This window comes from Klebsiella sp. A52 (genome assembly GCF_018388785.1).
GTDB lineage: Bacteria > Pseudomonadota > Gammaproteobacteria > Enterobacterales > Enterobacteriaceae > Klebsiella > Klebsiella aerogenes.
In genome coordinates, this window is the sequence record NZ_CP074437.1 from 2,416,578 (window position 1) to 2,437,471 (window position 20,894).

At 58.8% G+C, this 20,894-nt stretch carries 19 protein-coding genes; 3 read left to right on the forward strand and 16 right to left on the reverse strand.

The genetic code is table 11. The annotated features are described in order from the left end of the window. Window positions 1-16 precede the first annotated feature (16 nt). The 5 genes from KGA69_RS11380 to KGA69_RS11400 form a co-directional block, all read right to left on the reverse strand. Window positions 17-796, reverse strand: a complete 780-nt coding sequence (locus tag KGA69_RS11380; protein ID WP_213293101.1) for a heme ABC transporter ATP-binding protein — start codon at window positions 794-796, stop codon at window positions 17-19. Continuing rightward, complete coding sequence (locus tag KGA69_RS11385) at window positions 789-1,784, reverse strand: FecCD family ABC transporter permease (protein WP_213293102.1); 996 nt, start codon at window positions 1,782-1,784, stop codon at window positions 789-791. Before KGA69_RS11385 ends, KGA69_RS11380 begins: the two co-directional genes overlap by 8 nt. Then, on the reverse strand, window positions 1,784-2,602 hold the full coding sequence (locus KGA69_RS11390) for a heme/hemin ABC transporter substrate-binding protein (RefSeq protein WP_213293103.1): 819 nt from the start codon (window positions 2,600-2,602) through the stop codon (window positions 1,784-1,786). Before KGA69_RS11390 ends, KGA69_RS11385 begins: the two co-directional genes overlap by 1 nt. Beyond that, window positions 2,599-3,630: a hemin-degrading factor gene (locus KGA69_RS11395; protein WP_045395360.1), complete on the reverse strand. Its 1,032-nt coding sequence runs from the start codon at window positions 3,628-3,630 to the stop codon at window positions 2,599-2,601. The genes KGA69_RS11390 and KGA69_RS11395 overlap by 4 nt, the downstream gene beginning before the upstream one ends. A gap of 73 nt (window positions 3,631-3,703) precedes the next feature. Then, on the reverse strand, window positions 3,704-6,055 hold the full coding sequence (locus KGA69_RS11400; protein WP_049061466.1) for a TonB-dependent receptor domain-containing protein: 2,352 nt from the start codon (window positions 6,053-6,055) through the stop codon (window positions 3,704-3,706). 323 nt (window positions 6,056-6,378) lie between these two features. On the opposite strand from KGA69_RS11400, the gene KGA69_RS11405 reads away from it, so the two are divergent. Further along, window positions 6,379-6,672, forward strand: coding sequence for an Rdx family protein (locus KGA69_RS11405; protein WP_045395362.1), 294 nt, complete (start codon window positions 6,379-6,381; stop codon window positions 6,670-6,672). A gap of 15 nt (window positions 6,673-6,687) precedes the next feature. On the opposite strand, the gene KGA69_RS11410 is transcribed toward KGA69_RS11405, so the two are convergent. Together KGA69_RS11410 and KGA69_RS11415 are read right to left on the reverse strand one after the other, a co-directional pair. Next, window positions 6,688-8,397, reverse strand: coding sequence for a thiamine pyrophosphate-requiring protein (locus KGA69_RS11410; protein WP_045395363.1), 1,710 nt, complete (start codon window positions 8,395-8,397; stop codon window positions 6,688-6,690). Window positions 8,398-8,432: 35 nt separating this feature from the next. Then, entirely contained in the window at window positions 8,433-9,374 is a 942-nt protein-coding gene (locus KGA69_RS11415) for an AEC family transporter (protein WP_045395364.1), read from the reverse strand. Between the two features lie 182 nt (window positions 9,375-9,556). On the opposite strand from KGA69_RS11415, the gene KGA69_RS11420 reads away from it, so the two are divergent. Next, window positions 9,557-10,444 (forward strand): LysR family transcriptional regulator, encoded by an 888-nt coding sequence (locus KGA69_RS11420; protein WP_213293104.1) that lies wholly within the window; start codon window positions 9,557-9,559, stop codon window positions 10,442-10,444. Between the two features lie 60 nt (window positions 10,445-10,504). Beyond that, a complete protein-coding gene (locus KGA69_RS11425) occupies window positions 10,505-10,846 on the forward strand; it encodes a nitrous oxide-stimulated promoter family protein (protein ID WP_045395368.1) in 342 nt (113 codons plus the stop codon). A 341-nt stretch (window positions 10,847-11,187) separates the two neighbouring features. On the opposite strand, the gene KGA69_RS11430 is transcribed toward KGA69_RS11425, so the two are convergent. The 9 genes from KGA69_RS11430 to hypB form a co-directional block, all read right to left on the reverse strand. Further along, window positions 11,188-12,042, reverse strand: a complete 855-nt coding sequence (locus KGA69_RS11430; RefSeq protein WP_045395370.1) for a metal ABC transporter permease — start codon at window positions 12,040-12,042, stop codon at window positions 11,188-11,190. Next, the gene (gene sitC / locus KGA69_RS11435; protein ID WP_015370015.1) at window positions 12,036-12,884 is read right to left on the reverse strand and encodes an iron/manganese ABC transporter permease subunit SitC; all 849 of its coding nucleotides are present in this window, start codon (window positions 12,882-12,884) and stop codon (window positions 12,036-12,038) included. The genes KGA69_RS11430 and sitC overlap by 7 nt, the downstream gene beginning before the upstream one ends. Further along, window positions 12,881-13,702 carry a manganese/iron ABC transporter ATP-binding protein gene (locus KGA69_RS11440; protein ID WP_045395371.1) on the reverse strand — a complete coding sequence of 274 codons (822 nt, stop codon included), beginning with the start codon at window positions 13,700-13,702 and terminating at the stop codon, window positions 12,881-12,883. The genes sitC and KGA69_RS11440 overlap by 4 nt, the downstream gene beginning before the upstream one ends. Then, window positions 13,699-14,616 carry a metal ABC transporter substrate-binding protein gene (locus tag KGA69_RS11445; RefSeq protein ID WP_045395373.1) on the reverse strand — a complete coding sequence of 306 codons (918 nt, stop codon included), beginning with the start codon at window positions 14,614-14,616 and terminating at the stop codon, window positions 13,699-13,701. The genes KGA69_RS11440 and KGA69_RS11445 overlap by 4 nt, the downstream gene beginning before the upstream one ends. Before the next feature lie 804 nt (window positions 14,617-15,420). Further along, entirely contained in the window at window positions 15,421-17,493 is a 2,073-nt protein-coding gene (gene flhA / locus KGA69_RS11450) for a formate hydrogenlyase transcriptional activator FlhA (RefSeq protein ID WP_045377386.1), read from the reverse strand. 137 nt (window positions 17,494-17,630) lie between these two features. Continuing rightward, complete coding sequence (hypE, locus tag KGA69_RS11455; RefSeq protein ID WP_063447789.1) at window positions 17,631-18,641, reverse strand: hydrogenase expression/formation protein HypE; 1,011 nt, start codon at window positions 18,639-18,641, stop codon at window positions 17,631-17,633. Then, the gene (gene hypD, locus KGA69_RS11460; RefSeq protein ID WP_047044106.1) at window positions 18,638-19,759 is read right to left on the reverse strand and encodes a hydrogenase formation protein HypD; all 1,122 of its coding nucleotides are present in this window, start codon (window positions 19,757-19,759) and stop codon (window positions 18,638-18,640) included. The genes hypE and hypD overlap by 4 nt, the downstream gene beginning before the upstream one ends. Continuing rightward, on the reverse strand, window positions 19,759-20,031 hold the full coding sequence (locus KGA69_RS11465; protein ID WP_213293105.1) for a HypC/HybG/HupF family hydrogenase formation chaperone: 273 nt from the start codon (window positions 20,029-20,031) through the stop codon (window positions 19,759-19,761). The genes hypD and KGA69_RS11465 overlap by 1 nt, the downstream gene beginning before the upstream one ends. Continuing rightward, window positions 20,022-20,894: a hydrogenase nickel incorporation protein HypB gene (hypB, locus tag KGA69_RS11470; protein ID WP_047044108.1), complete on the reverse strand. Its 873-nt coding sequence runs from the start codon at window positions 20,892-20,894 to the stop codon at window positions 20,022-20,024. The genes KGA69_RS11465 and hypB overlap by 10 nt, the downstream gene beginning before the upstream one ends.

Genomic DNA, 20,894 nt, shown 5'->3' on the forward strand with positions numbered 1-20,894 from the left:
TGACCGCGCGTGGCGTTCAGGGCGCCAGATAAACCTGCGGAATCGCTTTTTCCGGGTGCTGGCCGAGGCGCACGTCCGCCCCGTACCAACGGCTAATGATTTCTTGCTGAATAACCTGACGCGGCGTGCCCTGCGCGACCACCTGTCCCTGGTGTAGCAGCAGAATCTGGTCGGCCCACAGGGCTGCGAGGTTGAGATCGTGCAGCACCACGCAGACATGCAGCTGGCCGCTCGCGGTCAGTCGTTTGAGCAGGCGCAGCAGATGCTGTTGATAGTAGAGATCCAGCGCCGAGGTGGGTTCATCCATAAACAGCCAGCCCTGCGGCGCGCCGTTTTGCCACAGTTGGGCGAGGCAACGGGCCAGCTGTACCCGCTGCTGCTCGCCGCCGGAAAGCGACGGATAGCGCCTGCCGCGCAAATGATCGCAGCCGGTTTCCACCATAATATCGCGCAGAGTCTGCGGACTGGCGGTCGCTTCCCACGGCGAGCGCCCCATGGCGATAACCGTTTCCACCGTCCAGTCGGCCTGGAGTGGAGTGCGCTGCAACATCACCGCCCGGCGGCGCGATAGCGCCTGCGGCGACCAGCGCTCCAGCGCTTTGCCGTCCATCATGCGTTCGCCACTGTCCGGGGTAAGGAAGCCGGTTAGCAGCCGCAGCAGGGTGGATTTTCCCGCGCCGTTCGGGCCGATCAGCGCGGTCATCTCGCCGCCGCGAAGCGTCAGCGAAACCTGGTCAATCACCTGTCGTTGGCCGAGCCGCAGCGACAGACCTTGCGCCAGATAGTCTTTATCCATGGATTGGTTTCTCCCGACGAAATATCAGCCACAGGAACCACGGCGCGCCCAACAGGCTGGTCAGCAGCCCCACCGGCATCTCCGCCGGCGCGGCGACGGTGCGCGCCAGGGTATCGGCAATCAGCAGCAGAATCGCGCCCGCCAGCAGCGATCCGGGGATAAGCCCGCGGTGGTCCGCCCCCAGCCACAGTCGCATCAGATGCGGCACCACCAGGCCGATAAAGCCGATGACGCCGCTTATCGCCACCGCCGCGGCGACCAGTACCGCGCTGCATAGCAACAGCAGCCGCTGCAGCGCCCGCACGTTAACGCCGAGATAGTGCGCCTCTTCATCGCCGAGTTGCAGCAGATTAAGACGTGTTGCCATCCGCCACACCGCTATTGACGCCGGAATAATCAAGCTGGTCGCCACCAGCAGCGTCGGCCATTCGGCCTGGCCGAGGCTTCCCATTCCCCACAGCGACAGCTGGCGTAGCTGAGCATCGTTGCTTAGCCACGCCAGCACGCCGACCAGCGCGCCGCATAAGGCGTTGATGGCGATCCCCACCAGCAGCAGCCGCGACAGCGAACCGTCGCCTGCGCGGCTGAGGATAAAAATCACCACCATCACCGCCAGGCTGCCGATAAACGCCGCCAGCATCGGCATATACAGGGCTAACAGCGCCGGCACGCTGAGCGGCAGCACCAGCCAGCAGGCCACCGCCAGCGCCGCGCCGCTGCTGATACCCAGCAGACCTGGATCGGCGAGCGGGTTGCGAAACAGCCCCTGCATCACGCAGCCGGACAGGGCCAGCGCGGCGCCGACCAGCAGCGCCAGCAGCACTCGCGGCAGACGGATCGTCAGCCAGATATGGCGCAGGATTTCATCGCCGGAGGGTAGCAGGTTGATCAATGGCAATCGCATTGCGCCGAGGGTGGTCGCGTAGAGCGTCAATACGACCAGCAGCAGCGTCATCAACAGCAGATGGCGAACGAGGGCAGGGCGCATCAGGGTGACTGCTCCGCTTTTTGCCGCAGTTCGAGGATCGCCTGCGGCGTACGCGGGCCGAAGCCGAGCAGGGACATATCGTCGATCGCCAGTAGCTGTTTATGGCGGCCTGCCGGCGTTTGCGCCAGACCGGGCAGTTTCCATAGCCCGCTTTCGCCACCCATCCCTTTGAGGCCATCGGCGGAAATCACCACCAGATCCGCCTGGCTTGCGGCCACCCCTTCCTGCGACATCGCGCGATAATGGTCGAAACCCTGCATCGCATTTTGCAGCCCGGCGGCGCGAATCGCGCCATCGGCGGCGGTGTGCTGCCCGGCCACCATGGTATTCATCCCGCCGTGGCTGAGGATAAACAGTACCCGTTTGGCGATAGGGCGCGTGGGAAGGGCGGCTATCTGCTGCCGGATCTGCTGGCGCAGCACGTCGCCAGCCGGAGTTTTACCTAACGCTTCGGCGATAACGGCGATTTTGTTATCGATAGCGGCAAGGTTATCGCCGCCCGGCACGTTGACGACCTTAACCTGGTTTTCCTGCACTTTCTGCAGCACCAGCGACGGCTGCGCCTGCGCGCTGGCCAGTACCAGTTGCGGGCGTAAGGAGAGGATCCCCTCGGCGCTTAATTGCCGTAGATAGCCGACGTCCGGTAGCTTTTGCGCGGCGGCAGGCCAGGTGCTGGTGCTGTCCTTCGCCACCAGTTGCTGCCCGGCGTTCAGCGCGTAGACGATTTCGGTAACGTCGCCGCCGAGGGAAATCACCCGTTCGGCGGCCGCGCTGGCGAACAGCGGCAGTGCGGCAAGCAGTATTCCCCAACGTTTCATGCCGGCTGCCCTTCCGCACACAGACGCGCCACCTGCGCGCGCCACTGTTCTTGCTCCGGGTGGCCTTCGCTGCGCTGGCCGTACAGTTGAGCGATTTGCGTACCGTCTTTGGCAAACAGTTCGACGCTGGTCACGTGGCCATCGGAGGTCGGTTTACGGGTGACCCAGATTTCATCCACGCTGTCTTCGCGCAGATGTAGGGTGAAGGCGCTGTTGAAGATGTTGATCCAGCCGCGCATCGGCGCCAGCTTTTCCAGCGCGCCGGTGAAGATCTGCACGCAGCCGCGGTTGCCGACGAAGATCATGATTTCATTGCCGTCCTGGCGCACCGTTTCCAGCAGTCCCGGCAGCGCATTATTGTCGATGCGGCAGGCCAGATCGTCGCTCACCAGGCGGAAGGCCTGCTGACGGGAAAGATTGTGTTTACGCAGCAGACCGAAGAACTGGTGCACATCGGTCATCGCGCGCCACTCGTTTTCCAGCGCCGCGGCGTCGGCGGCGTCGGCGTACTTCACGCGATCGGCCGGGCGAATCGTCAGCGCGCCGGGCGCCGTCTCGCTGAATTTGTCTACCAGCGTTTGCCATGCCGCCATATCGGTTTGCCCGGTGGCATAGACCTTAAGCAGGGCGTCGCCGTGCGGGTCGAAGAACTGGATGCTCTGGCGGCCGTTATCGTTGAGGTGGAACACGCTCGACCACTGGCTGAGGAACAGGCGCAGGTCGAGCGCCCGCGGGTTGAGCACCAGCCCGGCGTGGCCGCTCAGGTGTTGATGGGTAAATTCGCCGACCTGCTCGTGCACCGCGTATTCGTTGCGGCAGATGCATTTGGTTTCGCCGACGCTCTCCAGGGCGGCGATAATCGCCCGTACGTCGTCGTGTAGACGCACGGCATCGTGACCAACGCGCGCGGCGGTTAATTCGGCTTCGCTAATTCCCATCTCTGCGGCGATGTCGCGGGCATATTTGGCGGTGGAGCGGGCTTTGGTGGCCTGGTAGCGCTGCCACAGATCGTCGTGTGCGTTTTGCATAATCCACATCCTTCTCTACGATGAATATCCCCGGCCCGCGGGCCGGGGTGCAGGTTTGTTATTATTCGGGCGATCAGAAATCGATATTCACGCCCAGTTGCCAGGTCCTTCCGGGCATCACAGCCAGCGCTTTATCGTTGGCATCCTGATTAGTACTGGTCTCGATGTTGCGGCTGCTCAGGTAATCCCAGTATTTACGGTCGGTAATGTTGTAAACCCCGCCGTTGAGACGAACGTTCTTCGCCACCTGCCAGTAAGCGGTCCAGTCCAGCATGCCGTAGCCCGGCACGCGCATATATTCGGTGCTGGAGTCGGCGATGGCGGAGCCGGTGTTGTTGTAGCTCTCGCGGCTGGTGGCGGTGGCCTGTTTGCCCTTAACAAAGGTGGCGGTCAGCGCCGTACCGTAGCGCTTAGCCGGATCGTCCCACGCCACGCCGACGATCGCTTTCATCGGCGCGACGCTGTCGAGGTCGACGTATTTATCGCCGTAGTAGCTGGATTTCGATTTCCCTTCGCTATAGCCCCAGGCGAGGGTGGCGCTCAGGCCATCGACCTGCTCAAACCAGGTGCCGAAGTTAAACTTAGTGCTGATCTCGCCGCCGTAGATATAGGCTTTATCGCGGTTTTCCGCTTGATAAATGGTGTAAATATTCGACGGGACGTTAGTGAATTTGCCCGGATTGTTGGCGCGCGAATAACGCGTATAGGCGATAAAGTTCTTATAGCTGTTGTAGAACAGCGCGGTACGCACGGTGATGCCTTCGGTGACTTCGCCCTTGATACCCCATTCGATATTGTCGCTGGTCTCGGTTTTCAGATCGTTGTTGCCGATTAGCGCGTACTGCTGGCTGCCGGCATAGCTGGAGCCCAGGTTCCACGAACCATACAGCTGGCTGGCATTCGGGAACTGCGCGCCGCGCTGGTACTGCAGATAGGTCATCAGCCGCGGCGTAATGTCGTACTGGAACGCCAGTGACGGCAGCACTTGGGTATCGCTGTTTTTACCATACAGATTCGCCACCGACGATTCGGTGAGCACGCTGCTGTTGGCGCTAAGATCGGACAGATCTTCCGGTTTAGTCGACTGATGCGTCACGCGTACGCCGGGAATAATCGCGAAATTGTGGCTATCGAGATCGAAGTTGATCTTATCCTGCACGTAGCCGCCGAGGGTGTAGCTGCGGCTGTCTGCTTCCGGCTGCATAATTTCGCTGTAGACGCTGGGGATCGGCGACTGGCTAAACGGCCGCTGGGTTTTGGTCGTGCTGGCATTAAAACCGGCGCTCAGGTCGTGACGGCCGATGCTTTTCGCGAGCGCGGTCTGCAGGCCCCAGGTATCGGTATCGTAGTCGGAATTGACCGTCTGCATTTTGCGGGTGACGCTATCCGGCATCCAGGTCCAGTCGTGAGCCTCGGTATGCTGGTAGTAAACCTTGGTCGAGACGCTGTCGATGTAATCGTTCATCGGCGTCCAGTCGTCCTTCAGGCTCAACCCCCAGCGCCGCGTCTGGTTGGTCTGGTTGGCGGTACCGATCACGCTGTTACCGCTGGAGTCCCACGAATCGAAGTGGCTGTGGTTGGTCTTGTGATAGTAGTCGAAGGTGCTGGTGAACTTATGTTCATCGTTCGGCTGCCAGATGCCGGAGGCCATAAACGCGTCAGAGTGCCAGTTTGCCGGGTAAGCGTCGACGGTACCGCTGTTGTTCTCGGTTTCCTGGCCATCGCGGCGGCTGTAGACGAAAATGCCGCGCAGCGTTTCATCGCCGCCGGCGACGGTGACGCCGTTATGCCAACTGCGGTCGGAAGAGTCGTAGCCGCTCTGATAGCCAAAGGCGCTGGTTTTGCCCGGGCGCAGATAGTCATCCGCCGATTTCGGGCGGAAGGAGACGTTGCCGCCGATTGAGCTGTTAGCGGTCTCGGTTGAGGTGGCTCCCGACTGAATATCCACGCTGCCGTACATATAGGGGTCGATATAATCGCGGCCAATGCCAAAGGTGTTGAGGCCGGAACGGCCAACGTAGCCGCGGCCGGTGGCGTTCGGCTGGGCAATGCCGTCAACATCGATGCCGACGCGGTTGCTTTCAAGACCGCGGATGTTGTAGCCGGTATAGCCGCCGCGATCGAAACCGCTTTTACCGTTGCCGGAACCGCCGCTGGCGCCGGTGGCGCTGATGAGGGGTTCATAACGCATGATTGAGCCGAAGTCGTTGGCGCCTTTGTCCTGCAGTTCCTGCGCGCTCACCGCGTGCTCGCTGCCGGCTTTCAGCTGTGGGGCCGGGGCGGTCACCACCATCTGTTCCGCGCTATCCGTCGTGTTATCCTGGGTCACGGCCGCGATAGCGGCATTCTGCGCGATTGCTGCGAGCAGAGAAGTCGCCAGCAGGCTTTTCTTACGCCATGCTGCTGATTGAGTCGATTTGTACATTAGTAGCCACGCCTTGATAATTATTAGTATCGGCTCACGCGTTACTTCCAGAGTGCAGGTTGGTCCGTGTTTTCCCTGGCGGACAGTGGTATTCCTGATTTAGTAATTGCGAATGGTAATGATAGGTATTATCGTTTGCAACAAAATATTTACCTATACCCTAAATAATTCGAGTTGCAGGCAGGCGGCGACGCAGAGAATCCCCTGGAGCTTACTCAAATAAGTGACTGGGGTGAGCGAGGAAGCCAACGCACATGCAACTTGCAGTCTGACGGGTATATTCTGCATTTTGTTTACATTCCTTCGGACGGGAGCAACACAACATGACTCATAAAGCGGCGGTTACCATAACCTACTGTTCCCAATGCAACTGGATGCTGCGCGCCAGCTGGATGGCCCAGGAGCTGCTGCATACCTTTAGTACCGATATCGCTTCGGTCACGCTGGTGCCCGGTACCGGCGGCATTTTTACGGTGAGCGTCGATGAGGCGCTCATCTGGGAGCGCAAGCAGGACGGCGGTTTTCCGGATGCGGCCGAGCTGAAACGGCGGGTGAGAGACGTCTGCTTCCCGGAAAAAGCGCTGGGGCATGTGGATAATGCCGGGAAGCAGGTCTAAAACGGCTGGCTGTGATTAACGTCCTAGCTCAACGTTGACCAGCACGCTTTGTCGGCGGGTGCGGATAATGGATACCGCCTCTTCCAGTACGCCGGGGAGATCTTCCGCCAACGAAACTGTCAGCGCAGCCGCGCGGCTGGAGGCGGCGAGGGCGGCGAAATCTGGCGACGACGAGAACGCGGTGGCCGGGATAGCGTTCATTTTAGCGGCATAGCCGTCGGGATAGAGCGCCCGGGTGCCGCCCGCCACCGCTCCCCAGCCGCCATTGTTGCCGACCACCACCAGCACGGGGAGCTTCATCACTTCCGCGATGTGGTGGCACACCGCCGGATTGGCAAAGAGATAGGAGCCGTCGCCCACGGCGGCGATGATAAGCTCACCCCGCCGGGCGAGCTGCAGCCCCAAGGCGATGGGCAACGCTTCACCCAGACCGCCCGCCAGCGCTTCCTGGTAATAACTGTCCGCCTGAGTCAGGCCGGCAAACTGCGGCATTGTTGTCAGTTCGGAGACGATCTTCCCCTGGTGTTGGTTGGCAAGCTGACCCAGGCAATAGCTCAGCCAGGGTTTGCCAATCGCTCCTTTTTGGCCGGCGTGGAGGAGGGCTTCACGTTGGTCCTTCGCGTGTTGTATCAGGCTAAGCACATGCTTTTCACGTTCAGCCACCTGCTGTTGCTTCGCCGCCACAAGCGGCTGGAGCGCCTCTTGTAAAAGTTCGAATACCTCGTCGGTTTCTCCGGCCAGATTGATATCGGCGCGATAGCCGCGGACGGGGTAGCGGGAAAAAAGCGGATCGGGGCCGATCTGGATCACCTTACAGCTTTCGTTGCAGCGGCTTTCTTCGATGATCCACGGGGCCTGTGAGTCGATAATGATGATGACGTCGGCAGCGGAAAGCCAGCCTTTGGGATCGCTGCCGGCCAGCATAGGATTGTCGCTGCTAAGGGTGACTTCAGTACCCCAGTATTCCACCACCGGAATAGCCCACTCCTTAACCAGGGTATTGAGCCGCGCAAAGCCACCAGACGTTCTTGCGCCGCGCTGGGCGAAGATGACCGGCTGTCTGGCATTGGCTATCGCATCGGCGGCGCTGGCAATATCCGCCCGCGTTGGCGCATAGCGGACCGGCTGCTGGGTGGGGGAGGCATAAAGCGCTTGTTCATCGATGGTGAACGTTTCGCATAGCGGCTCGCGGGGCAGGCTCAAATACACCGGCCCCTTTGGCAATGAACGGGCTATCGCCCATGCTCTGTCAACATGCTCGCCGACCTGATCGGCAATGCGTAATTCGAAGTCCCATTTCACCGACTCACGAATGAGCGCCGCCTGATCGCGCATCTCCTGGCCGTAGCCAATCGGCGTGTTGCGACAACCAAAGTGTGAATGCTCGCTAATCGGCGTGCGTCCGCCAAAAATCAGCACCGGAATATTGCTGTTGGCCAGATTGATAACGCCGCAGGCGGCATTGGCCAGGCCTACGTTGGTGTGGACCATGACGGCCTGCACTTTCCCGCTCCCGAGATAATAGCCGTGGGCCATGCCGATGGCGGCGTTCTCGTGGGGACATATCACCAGCTCCGGTACCTGTTGTCCCGTGGCGCGCATTTTGGCCCACGCTTCAATAACCGGGGGATAATCGGTACCCGAATTAATAAAAATATAGGCCACGTCGAGGGCCTGAAGCCGGTGCAGTAATAATTCAGCGGCCGATACAGTGATAGAAGTCATATTCTCTCCGGATTAACGCGATGTTATCGCCGTGATTAAAAGGTCAGGAAAATAAATGCGCCCATCGTAATGATGGAAGTAATAATACTTAGCGCCATGGTCGAGGCCATTTCTTGCTCGCCGGACTTATATTGCATGGCGATAATAATGGCGATCGAACCCACAGGAATCGCCATCGTTAATACCACTTGTTTTATTTGCTCCATGCTGAAACCCATTTTTAACAAAATGAGGTAGCAGGCGCCGGGCACCAGAATATTACGAGCGATGACGGTAATAATAGTGGCTGAGGTGATGACAATGCTGCGAGTATAAAGCACGATGCCTGCGGCAAACAGCGCCAGTCCACCGGAGGCCTTACCCAGCAGGCCTAGCGACATTGATACGGTTTCAGGAATATGAATATCCATTAATACTAATATCAGCGCGACAACCGGCGACCATACCACCGGCTGCTTGATGGCGTTGATCACCCGCGTGGTAAAAGAGATATTCTGGCTTTTATCCCCCGTTGCAACGGACATCAGAATCATCACCAGCGGAAGCTGGAAGACATTTTGCGTAATACTGGAAACAGTAATTAATGAGGCGCTGACGGTGCCGAATAAAAAAGCCAGTACCGAGGTGCCAATGAAGGGAACGGCCGGCGAGCCGATGGCCAGAGCCTGTAAAGTACTGAGCGCCAGGGAGCGTTTGCAGATATAACGGGCAATAACTAAAGGAATAACAAAACTCAGAATTAGCGCAAGGATAATGGCGATGGCGACAGGGCCCATGCTCATCACGATATGCCGCGGCGTCATGACCATATTACTGAAAATACTCAGTGGTAAAGCATACAGCATTACAATTTTATTAATATCACCAGCCTGTTGCCAATTGAAGTCTTTACGTTTACCGCTGATATAGCCAATGAGAACGGTAATGATAACGGGTAATATAGCGCCAAGAATTAATAGAATGTTGTTCTGTGTCATAGTGATGTATTCTCATTATAAATTATTGTTAGAGACAGAGTGTTGAACTATAAATATTGAGAATGATTCCCCCCTGGAAATTCGCCGCTGTTGCAATATTGATTTTCCTTGATTACTGCATTTTTGACGCAAAAAGAAGCGAGGGGGAAATGTAAAAACAATCCGTTCAATGAGTAATTGTCATGGCTATGAAAATTAAACAGATACAAGCCTTTCTGACCGTCGCCAGCGAAGGGAATATGACCCTGGCAGCGGAGAAAATGGGGATTACGCAATCCGGACTCAGCCGATTGTTGCTGTCCCTGGAAGAGGATCTGAATGCCACCTTATTTGAACGGCACAAGCATGGAATGGCGTTAAGCGAGTATGGCAGCGCGTTTTTACCCTATGCCATGACAATGTTGAACACGGAGAACAAGGCCAGAGAGGAGATGGCGCTGATCCGCGGAGCGGGCAAGGGGATTTTGAGAATCGGCTGCGTATCCAGCCTGTTAACCAGCCACTTTATTGATAAATTAGCCGCCTTTCATAAAAGCCATCCCCAGATACATATCAAAATCTTAGACCGCATTGACTCAGAGTTATTTAAACTGCTGCTGATGCATGAAATAGATATCGCCCTTTGCGGGCCCTTGCCCCACGACGATAAAATCGTGGTTCGCGGAAAAATTAACTGGCAGGACCGTATTTGTATCATTTCAAGGCCAGACCATCCGCTGCAAAAAGACAAGCGCCTGTCGCTTGCGGCGATGCTGGATTATCCGTGGATCATGCCGCCGCCGTTAAGCACGCCGATGCTTATCCTCGAAGATATTTTTCGCTCGCATCAGCTGCCCTGTCCGGTTCCGATTATCGAGTGCGCTTCATCCGCGGCGATAAAATCCTTTATCGCTGAGAGCGACCTTTTAACGTCAATGCCCGCCCCCGTCTATCGACTGGAAGAGAAGCTTGGATTGTTGCGCCCGCTGGAAGCGGAAGGCAGCGTGTTTGTCAGAGATTTCTATGCCTGGAGCCATTTTGGCGTGTTATCCGGAGCCGCGCTGCAGCTAATTCAGCATCTGAAGCAGTGAGATGCCCTGATAGATACAAAGGTATATAATGAATGCATCTTATTGGCTTGAGGCTGTGGCATGGGTAAGCGCATCGACCGTGAAAAAAAGACTATCAGTTGTATGATTCGGCTGTATCAACGCCGCTGCCCGGACGCTCGTGACGAGGGTGAACATTACCAGGCGCTCAATACCTACGCCGACAAGCGCCTGGATAAGTGCGTATTTGGCGAAGAGAAGCCGGCCTGTAAACAGTGTCCGGTACACTGCTATCAACCGGCGAAGCGGGAAGAGATGAAGCAGATCATGCGCTGGGCCGGGCCGCGGATGCTCTGGCGGCATCCGATTCTGACCATTCGTCACCTGATTGACGACAGGCGGCCGGTGCCGGAGCTGCCGGAAAAATACCGGCCGAAAAAATAGCGGCCTTTCCCCGGCTTGCGCTGCGCTTCGCCGCCACCGGGGATCGCGGTTGAAGGAGCGTAGATACTGTTATCGGTTGGCAACTTTTTTAAGGGGTTCTCCCGGACGCGGCGCGTTGCGCCTTCTCCGGGCTACCAAATCGCACAGCGCTGTAGCCCCGGTAAGCGGCAGCGCCACCGGGGGTTTTGAGATCGCCAACACCGACAGTTTCAGCCAGCATGGTGAATAAATTAAAGGCAGGCCGCACGGACTGTAGGTCGGATAAGCGTAGCGCCATCCGACAATTCTCCCTGCTCGCGCTGCGTTTAGCAGGGCTACAGCTCCTGGCATTCATGCTGGCGTTAGCCGCTACCGGAGAGCGTTGCTGACGCCTTCTGTTTCTGGCCGTCACGGATCGTGCTGGCGACAAAGGCCAGCACGAACAGCGCGGTAAACAGCACCACGATGGTTGGCGCCGGCGCGCTATCGAGATAAAACGACAGCCAGACGCCCGCCAGCGAACAGCCCACGGCGATTACCGTTGCCAGCAATAATGCGCTGACAAAGCGCCGCGTCAGCAGCAGAGCGATAGCGCCGGGCGCTATCAGCAGCGAAATCGACAGAATAATCCCCACCGACTTTAACGTCGCGACGATAGTCAGCGCGATCATGCAAAGCAGGCCATAATGCAGCAGCCCGCAGCGCAGGCCGCTGGCTTTGGCCTGATTCGGATCAAAAGCGTGCAGTAAAAAATCGCGCCACTTTAGCCCGATAATCAGCGCAATCGCCAGCGCAATCACCGCCGTTTGCCCGATATCGCTGGCGGATATTCCCAGCATATCGCCAAACAGAATATGGTCGAGATGGACCTCGGATTGAATCGCCACGTACAGCACCAGCCCGGCGCCGAACATCCCCGAGAAGACGATCCCCATAATGGTATCGCGTTTGATGCGGCTATTATCGTCGAGAAAACCGGTGGCGACGGCGCAAAATAAGCCGGCAATAAACGCGCCGATGGCGAAGGGGATGCCGATAATGTAGGCCACCACCACGCCGGGAAACACCGCGTGGCTCATGGCATCACCCATCAGCGCCCAGCCTTTTAACACCAGAAATACCGACAGCAGCGCGCAGGGGACGGCGACGATCGTCGCCACCAGCATCGCGTTGACCATAAACGGAAACTGTAATGGTTCAAGGAGCATCGTTAGCATGAGGCCTCCCTGGCGCGGCGGCGGTTGGCCAGCAGGCCGTGCTTCGGCGCGAAGACAAAGGTGGCTAAGAACAGCAGCGTCTGCGCCACCACGATGATGCCGCCGGTGGCACCATCAAGATAGTAGCTCAGCCACGCGCCGAAGAAGCTGGTCAGGCTGCCGATAGCGACGGCAATGGCCAGCAGACGCGGGAAGCGGTCGGTTAACAGCCAGGCGGTGGCGCCGGGCGTCACGACCAGACAGATGACCAGAAACGCGCCGACGGTTTGCAGCGCCGCCACGGTGCAGGCAGCCAACAGAGTGAAGAACAGCAGCTTCAGGCCGCTGGTGTTAAGGCCAATTGAGCGGGCATGGTTCTCATCGAAGAAGGTGACCATCAGGTCTTTCCACTTCAGCAACAGGATCGCCATCGAAATAAAGCCAATCGCCGCCAACTGGATAATATCCTCCGGAGCGATGGCGAGAATGTTGCCGAGAATAATGGTTTGAATGTTCACCGAGGTCGGATTCAGCGACACCATAAACAGGCCGATGCCGAAAAACGATGAGAAAATCAGCCCGATGATGGCGTCCTCTTTAAGCCGCGAACGCTGGTTAAGAAACAGCATGCTGCCTGCCGCCAGGCCGCCGGAGAGAAACGCGCCGAGCGCAAAGGGCAGGCCGAGCATATAAGCGCCGGCGACGCCGGGAACGATCGAGTGGGAGAGGGCGTCGCCAATCAGCGACCAGCCTTTGAGCATCAGGTAGCAGGAGAGAAAGGCGCAGACGCCGCCGACTAATGCCGAGACCCACATCGCGTTGAGCATGTATTGATAGCCAAACGGCTCCAGCAGCCAGCTCATCGTTGGCCCCCCGCCGCGCGATGGCTGATAAACGGCCGCTCATCGTCGGTAATAATGCGTTCTTCCGCACCGGTGAGTGTGACGTGACGCAACACGCCGCTGAAGGCCAGTTCCAGGTTCTCGGCGGTGAAGGTGGTCTCCGTCGGGCCGCTGGCCAGCACGGTGCCTTTCACCATCACCGTGTAATCGCAAAATTCGCTGACTGAACCGAGGTTATGGGTAGAGACCAGCATGGTACAGCCTTCGTCGCGCAGTTCTCGCAGCAGGGTGATGATCCGCGCTTCGGTCTGCACATCGACGCCGGTAAACGGCTCATCGAGCAGGATCACTTTGCCTTCCTGAGCAATGGCGCGGGCGAGGAACACGCGCTTTTTCTGCCCGCCGGAGAGCTCGCCAATTTGCCTTTCGCGGTATTCGCTCATCCCTACGCGGGCCAGCGCGGCATCGACAATCTGCCGGTCGCGGGGCTTCGCCCGCCGCAGCCAGCCCATATGGCCATAGCGGCCCATCATCACCACATCTTCCACCAGCACCGGAAAGGACCAGTCCACCTCTTCCGATTGCGGTACGTAGGCGACAAGGTTTTGCCGGAGCGCGCGGTTGACCGGCTGGCCGAGAATGGCGATATCGCCGTGGCCGACGCGCACGAAGCCCATCAGCGCTTTGAACAACGTCGATTTACCGGAACCGTTGACCCCCACCAGCGCGGCAATCGATCCGCGCGGTACGCTGAACGTTGCATCGCGAAGGGCGGTGTGGCCGTTGCGATAGGTCACCGTGACCTGGTCGACGATAAGTCCCGCTTGTGGCGCAATCATGACTGTTTCCTCAGGCCATCGTTGATCCCTTTGACGATGGTTTCGGTGGTGACGCGCAGCAGGTCAAGATAGGTCGGCACCGGGCCGTCGGCGGCGCTCAGTGAGTCGACATACAGTACGCCGCCATAGTGGGCGCCGGCTTCACGGGCGACCTGTCGCGCCGGTTTGTCGGAGATGGTGCTTTCACTGAAGATGGTCGGGATATGCTCCTTCTTCATGGTGTCGATGGTTTTGCGCACCTGCTGCGGCGTGCCCTGCTGGTCGGCGTTAATCGGCCATAGATAACGCTCCTGCAGGCCGTTATCGCGCGCCAGATAGGAGAATGCGCCTTCGCTGGTGACCAGCCAGCGTTTGTCTGCCGGCAGTTTCGCCAGTTCGGCCTTCAGCGGCGCCATGGTCTGGCGGATTTTATCTTTGTAGGCCTCGGCGTTACGGCGATAGGTGTCGGCATTGACGGGATCGTATTTCACCAGCGCATCGCGAATATTATCGACGTAGATCAGCGCATTATCCGCCGACATCCAGGCGTGCGGGTTGGGCTTGCCGTTGTACGGGCCATCGCTGATGCCCATCGGCTGAATACCGTTGCTGACCACCACTTCCGGTACGCCGTTCAGGTGCTGATAAAAACGGGCGAACCACAGTTCGAGGTTGAGACCGTTGGCGAGAATGAGCTTCGCCCCCTGCGCGCGTTTGATGTCGCCCGGCGTCGGCTGATATTCGTGAATTTCCGCGCCCGGTTTGGTGATTGAGCTGACGTCAGCGGCGTCGCCGGCGACGTTCTGCGCCATATCGGCGATCACGGTGAAGGTGGTAATGACTTTGAATTTTTCTTGCGCCTGAGCGGGGGCGATGGCAAGCAGCGCTAATGCGGCGGAGAACAACAGGTGCTTGAACGGCGGCAGATGCGGCATAGGATCCCTCACAGTATTGCGATTAATTAATCATCGTTTATAGCCTTTGCTATGTTATATAGCACAAGCTATTTATAAATGAAAATAATTCTTATTTAGATGTTGGGGTAATGATTAGGTTGAGAAGGATTGTGAGGGGGTTAACCCAAGGCGGTCCGGTATTCGATTGGTCGCGCCGTTATTTTGTCGGATGGCGCTACGCTTATCCGACCTACGGTCCGTGCCATGGCGAGCTGAAGATCTTTACCGCTGTACCCGTGGTTACTGAAACTGCTGGTGTTAGTGGCCTCAAAATCGCTGAGACGTTCCCGGGAGGCCGGGGCAGCCCGCATGGATGCGGGCTGAGGGCCGTGTTTTGCAAGGACGCTGCCTCGGCCCGACCCGAAGCCTGCCGGGATAAGTCGAAGGTACCACGAAGTGGCGATTTTGGCGGCCAGAGCCCGGGGGTACAGGGGGCGGCGGCGACTGGCCGCCCCCTGTGCGCTCCCTGCACTACGGCAAATAGATTGCAGGAAAATTACCCGGGGGCGCAAGATTCTCTGAAGTGAAACGAGATAAAGGTTTTCTCAAGCTAAAAAGTTGCAAACCGATAACAGTTTCCACGGCCCGTGTCTTTGCTAGCTGCAGGTTTCCTGGGGCTGCGCTGGCTCGGGTTCTGTCCGATATTCAATGGGGCGACGCGTTATTTTGTCGGATGGCGCGATGCTTATCCGACCTACGGTCCTGTGCGATTTGGTAGCCCGGAGAAGGCGCAATGCGCCGCCTCCGGGAAAATCCCTACGCCATGAAAGACATATCGCCGGGCTAGACTAACCGATCCTTATTAATGCCTAAACGCTTCATGCGCGACAGCAGCGTCGTGCGCTTGAGCCCCAGGCGCTGGGCGGCGCCTTTTGGCCCGGCCACCACGCCGTTGCTCTCTTTCAATACCCGGACGATCAGCTGATATTCATCTTCGCCTTCCTCCGGCAGCACTTCCGGCGCTAGGGTCTCCTGTTCAATATGCATTTCCGGCAGCGACAGTTGCAGTACGTTGCCGCGGGTTAACAACACCGCGCGCTCGACGACGTTTTCCAGCTCGCGCACGTTGCCCGGCCACTCCATGCGCGAAAGCGTACGCAGGGTCTCCGCCGGAATACTGTCGATGTTGCGCCCCAGACGGCGGGCGATTTTGAAGGTGAACGCTTTCACCAGCAGCGGAATATCGTCCGGCCGTTCGCGCAGCGGCGGCAGGTGGATCGGGAACACATTGAGCCGATAGTAAAGATCGCTGCGGAATTCACGATCGATAACCATCTGTTTGAGATCTCGGTTGGTGGCGGCGATCAGCCGTACATCGGTCTGAATCAGTTTATTACTGCCCAGGCGTTCGAATTCCTGCTCCTGAAGAACGCGCAGCAGCTTCGGCTGCAGCTCCAGCGGCATATCGCCGACCTCATCGAGGAACAGCGAGCTTTTGTCCGCCAGTTCGAAGCGGCCGATGCGCTGGGCGCTGGCGCCGGTAAAAGCGCCGCGCTCGTGGCCGAACAGATCGCTTTCCAGCAGGCCCGCGGGCATCGCCGCGCAGTTCATTTTCACCATCCGTCGGCCGTTGCGCCCGCTCAGGTTATGAATAGCGCGGGCAATCAGTTCCTTACCGGTGCCGGTTTCACCGAGAATCAGCACCGTACTGTCGCTCTGCGCCACCATCTCCACCTGCTTGAGCACGCTGTGCATCGCTTCGCTGCGACCGATGATTTCGCCAAACTCGCTTTCGACGTTGTTGAGCTGTTCGGTGAGCGCCAGGTTTTCATCCACCAGCCGTTCTTTCAGCCGCTGGATTTCGCGATAGGCGAGGGCATTATCGATAGCTATCGATACGCGCTCGGCGATTTGCCGCAGCAGTTTAAGGTTAGTAGTGGTAAACACCTGCTCATCGCACTGCGCCAGCTTCAGCACCCCGAGCAGCGTATTACCGGACATGAGCGGCAACAGGCACAGAGTCTGGATCTGGTTATCCCACATCTCGAAGAGCATTTTCTCATACGGCGCCAGCGAGTCGTGCTCATGCAGATTGAGCAACAGCATCTCTTTGCTCTTAAACACCCGCTCGGTTAGCGTGCCGGCTTCATCGACTTCGCTTTGGTCGTGGACCGGATGGCTGGCGTCGAGATAGTGGGTGGAGTAGATATTGAGCTTGCCTTTGCGGTTGCTGCGCAGCACCACGCTGATCGCGTCGATGCGGAAATAGCGGTGGATCTCTTTCGCCACCTCGCTGACCAGCTCGTCAATATCGAGGCGCGACAGGACGGCGTTGGTGATGGCCACCAGGATGCGGAAGTTATCGCGCTCGTGGCACAGGAGGTCGTAATCGACATTGTTGCTGACCCGGTTTTGGATCTGCTCGGTGACGACGGCGACAATCTGCGCGAAAGTATGCAGGCGCTGGTACTCTTTTTCGCTCCATGGCCGGTTGTCGTCGCGGATGAACTCACAACCGCCGAAGATGCGGCCTTCTGCCGCCAGCGGCAGCAGGCAGTAGTAGCCGAATTCCGGGTAAATGCCGCTGGCGGCCAGCTGCGGCCAGGTTTCGGCGAAGGTCGCGTTGTCGCAATGTAGCGCGTCGGGGCGCGACAGCAGGCGGCGTACCGGGCCGTGAGCCAGTACGGTTTCATCTTCGTAGCTTGCCGGCTGCCCGGCGTCGTCGCAGGCGTACCTGGCGGCGCGATGGTTGCCGTGGTTCCACAAGATAATCGCCGCCCGGTCGGCAAGCGCGGATTGCTGCACCAGACGGGTTAGCGTTTCGCTCAGCGCGGCCAGATCGGGCTGCTGTAATAAAATACGGGTGATATCAAACAGACCCTGCTGCCCGAGATCGCCCATTGGTGTATACGACATTGCTTAAGTCCAAAAAGCGCCGCAGCGCGGCGCAGAATAAAGAGATGAATCAAATAATAGTCTGTTAATAAAACAATTGTTGCCGCTTTGACGTCGCCAGGATAAGGCGGCTGCCGCCCTCCGGGCCGGTTCAGTGGTTAGCAAATTCTCGGCAGCGGCTCGGCGTGGGGAAGATCGAGCGTGCGTTTAACGCCATATAACCCAACGGAGCGCACGCCGGCGCGCTCGACAACGTCGCCAATTATCGCGGCATACTGCCCGAGCGGGTGAGACCGTAAATGCTCAAGTACGCGCGGCGCGGCTTCTCTGGCGACGGCAATCACCAGTTTACCTTCGTTGGCGAAATTCAGGGCGTCGAGCCCCAGCAGTTCGCAAACGCCGCGCACCGTATCGTTGACCGGCAGCTTCGCTTCATGCAGCTCGATACCGCAGCCGCTGGCGGCGGTAAACTCGTGCGCCACCGCGTTGACGCCGCCGCGGGTGGCGTCGCGCAGCGCTTTGATGCCCGGAATCTCGCGCAGGGTCTGGATAAGCGGCGTCAGCACCGCGCAGTCGCTGGATAATGCGCCGTCCAGCCCCAGCTGTTCGCGCAGGTTAAGAATGGTGGCGCCGTGATCGCCGAGCGTGCCGCTGACCAGCAGCACATCGCCGGCGCTAATCTGCTGCGCTCCCCAGTGAATATCGCCGGGGATGGCGCCAATACCGGCGGTATTGATGAATATTTTATCTGCCGCGCCGCGCGGCACCACTTTGGTATCGCCGGTCACAATGGCAATTCCAGCTTGCTGAGCGGTAGTTGCCATGCTGCGCACCACCGCTTCCAGCGTCGCCATCTCCAGCCCCTCTTCGAGAATAAACCCGCAGGAGAGATAGCGTGGCACGGCGCCGCTGACCGCGACGTCGTTGGCGGTGCCGCAAATTGCCAGTTTGCCGATATCGCCGCCGGGGAAAAATAACGGATCAATGACGTAGCTGTCCGTTGAGAAGGCCAGCCGATCGCCCTGGGCGGCAAGCCCGGCGAGATCTAAACGCGCCTGATCTTCCTGTTCGGCCAGCCAGGGGTTGGCGAAGGCCTGCATAAACAGCTCGCCAATGAGTTGCTGCATCGCCTGACCGCCGCTACCGTGAGCTAACTGAATGCTTTTCATGCTTTATTTTCCTGACTGCGATATTGATACCAGGCGGCGCAGGCGCCCTCTGAGGAGACCATCAGCGCGCCAAAGGCGCTCTGCGGGTTGCAGACGCGACCAAACAGCGGGCACTGGTGTGGTTTACAACGCCCGGTCAGCACTTCACCGCAGCGGGCGCGCGGGTCGTCGCAAACGCGCTGCGGCGCCGGGCGGAAATGGGCCTCGGCGTCAAAGCGTTGATAATCTGGCGTCAGGCAAACGCCGGAATCGTTGATCGTCCCCAGGCCGCGCCATTCGCTATCGCCGCTCAGGCAAAAGACCTCGGCGATTGCCGCCTGCGCCAGCGCGTTACCGGCATCCGGCACCACGCGACGGTACTGATTCTCTACCTGACTGCGCTGCGCTATTTTCTGCTCAACCAGCATGATCACGCCTTGCAGTAGATCAAGTGGTTCAAATCCAGCAACGACTAATGGCCGATGATAGTCGCTGGCGATGAAACCGTAGGCGTCGGTGCCAATCACCATACTGACATGGCCGGGGGCGAGAAACGCATCGATACCGTTGTCCGGCTGGTCCAGCAGGCTGCGCAGCGTCGGCAGCAAGGTGATGTGCTGACAGAAAAAGTAGAAGTTGTCGACGTTGCGCTCGCGGGCCTGACGCAGCGTCAGCGCGGTGGCGGGCATGGTGGTTTCGAAACCGAGACCAAAAAAAACCACCTCGCGCTGCGGATTCTGCTGCGCCAGCCGCAGGGCGTCCATCGGCGAGTAAACGATTCGCACATCGGCGCCGCGACTCTTCGCCTGCAGCAGCGACCCGTTTTTTCCCGGCACGCGCATCGCATCGCCAAAGGTGCAGAAAATCACCTCCGGGCGGCTGGCTATCTCGATACACGCGTCAATGCGGCCCATCGGCAGGACGCACACCGGGCAGCCGGGGCCGTGAATAAATTCAATATTCTTCGGTAATAGCTGGTCGAGGCCGAATTTAAAGATGGCGTGGGTATGGCCGCCGCAGACCTCCATCATCCGCAGCGGGCGGGCTTCACTGTAGTCCAGCAGCCGGGCGCGCTGCTGCAGATGTTCGACCAGCTGCAGCACCTGCTCCGGCGCGCGGTATTCATCAACAAAACGCATTATCGCTCCTCGCCGTACAGCAGCGCGCCGACGTCCGGTTCAACCTCGAACATGTTTTGCAGCGCCTCGAGGGTATCGCGCGCTTCGGCTTCGTTAATCACGCTCATGGCGAACCCGACGTGTACCAGCACCCACTGGCCGATGCGCGGCTGGCCCTGCTCGTCGACGGCGCCGACCAGCGTTAGATCGACTTCGCGCTGAATGCCACACACTTCAACCTTCGCGATCACGCCGTCAATCGTGCGAATTTGCCCCGGAATGCCTATGCACATCGCTGCGTCTCCAGCCAGTTGAGCCACTGGTCCATGCCTTCGCCGCTGGTGGCGGAGAGCAAAATAATCTCGATATGCGGATTCACTTCCCGCGCGCAGGCGAGGCACTTCTCGACGTCAAAGTTGAGGTACGGCAGCAGGTCGACTTTGTTGAGCAGCATCAGGCTGGCGGCGGCAAACATATGCGGATACTTCAGCGGTTTATCTTCCCCTTCGGTGACCGACAGCACCGCCACTTTATGACGTTCGCCAAGGTCGAAGCTGGCCGGGCAGACCAGGTTGCCGACGTTTTCGATAAACAGAATGCCGTTATCGCCAGCCGGCAGACGCGCAGAGGCGTCGGCAATCATTTGCGCATCGAGATGGCAGCCCTTGCCGGTATTGACCTGAATCGCCGGCGTGCCGGTGGCGCGGATACGCGCGGCATCGTTGACCGTCTGCTGATCGCCTTCAATGACCGCGCAGTCGACGATGCCTTTCAGGCGGGTCAGGGTTTCGGTGAGCAGGGTGGTTTTACCGGAGCCGGGGCTGGAGACCAGATTCAGCACCAGTTGATTGTTCGCCGCGAAGCGCGCGCGGTTGCGTGCCGCCAGGCGATTGTTTTTATCCAGCACGTCGATTTCGACTTCCAGCATCCGCCGCTGGCTTTGCCCCGGCGCGTGGGTACCCGCTTCGCCGTGGCCGTAATGCAGATCGCCTTGCGCGCTGCGGGTCGGGGCAAAGTTATCGGTTTTCACGCCGGTGATGGTCATGGTCTGGCGCGGGGCGGGGGCGAAGGGGGCGCTGCGAAACGCCGAGTGCGGGTTATGTTCATCGCCTTCGATATAAAGGTTGCCTTCTCCGCAGCCGCATGTCGTACACAT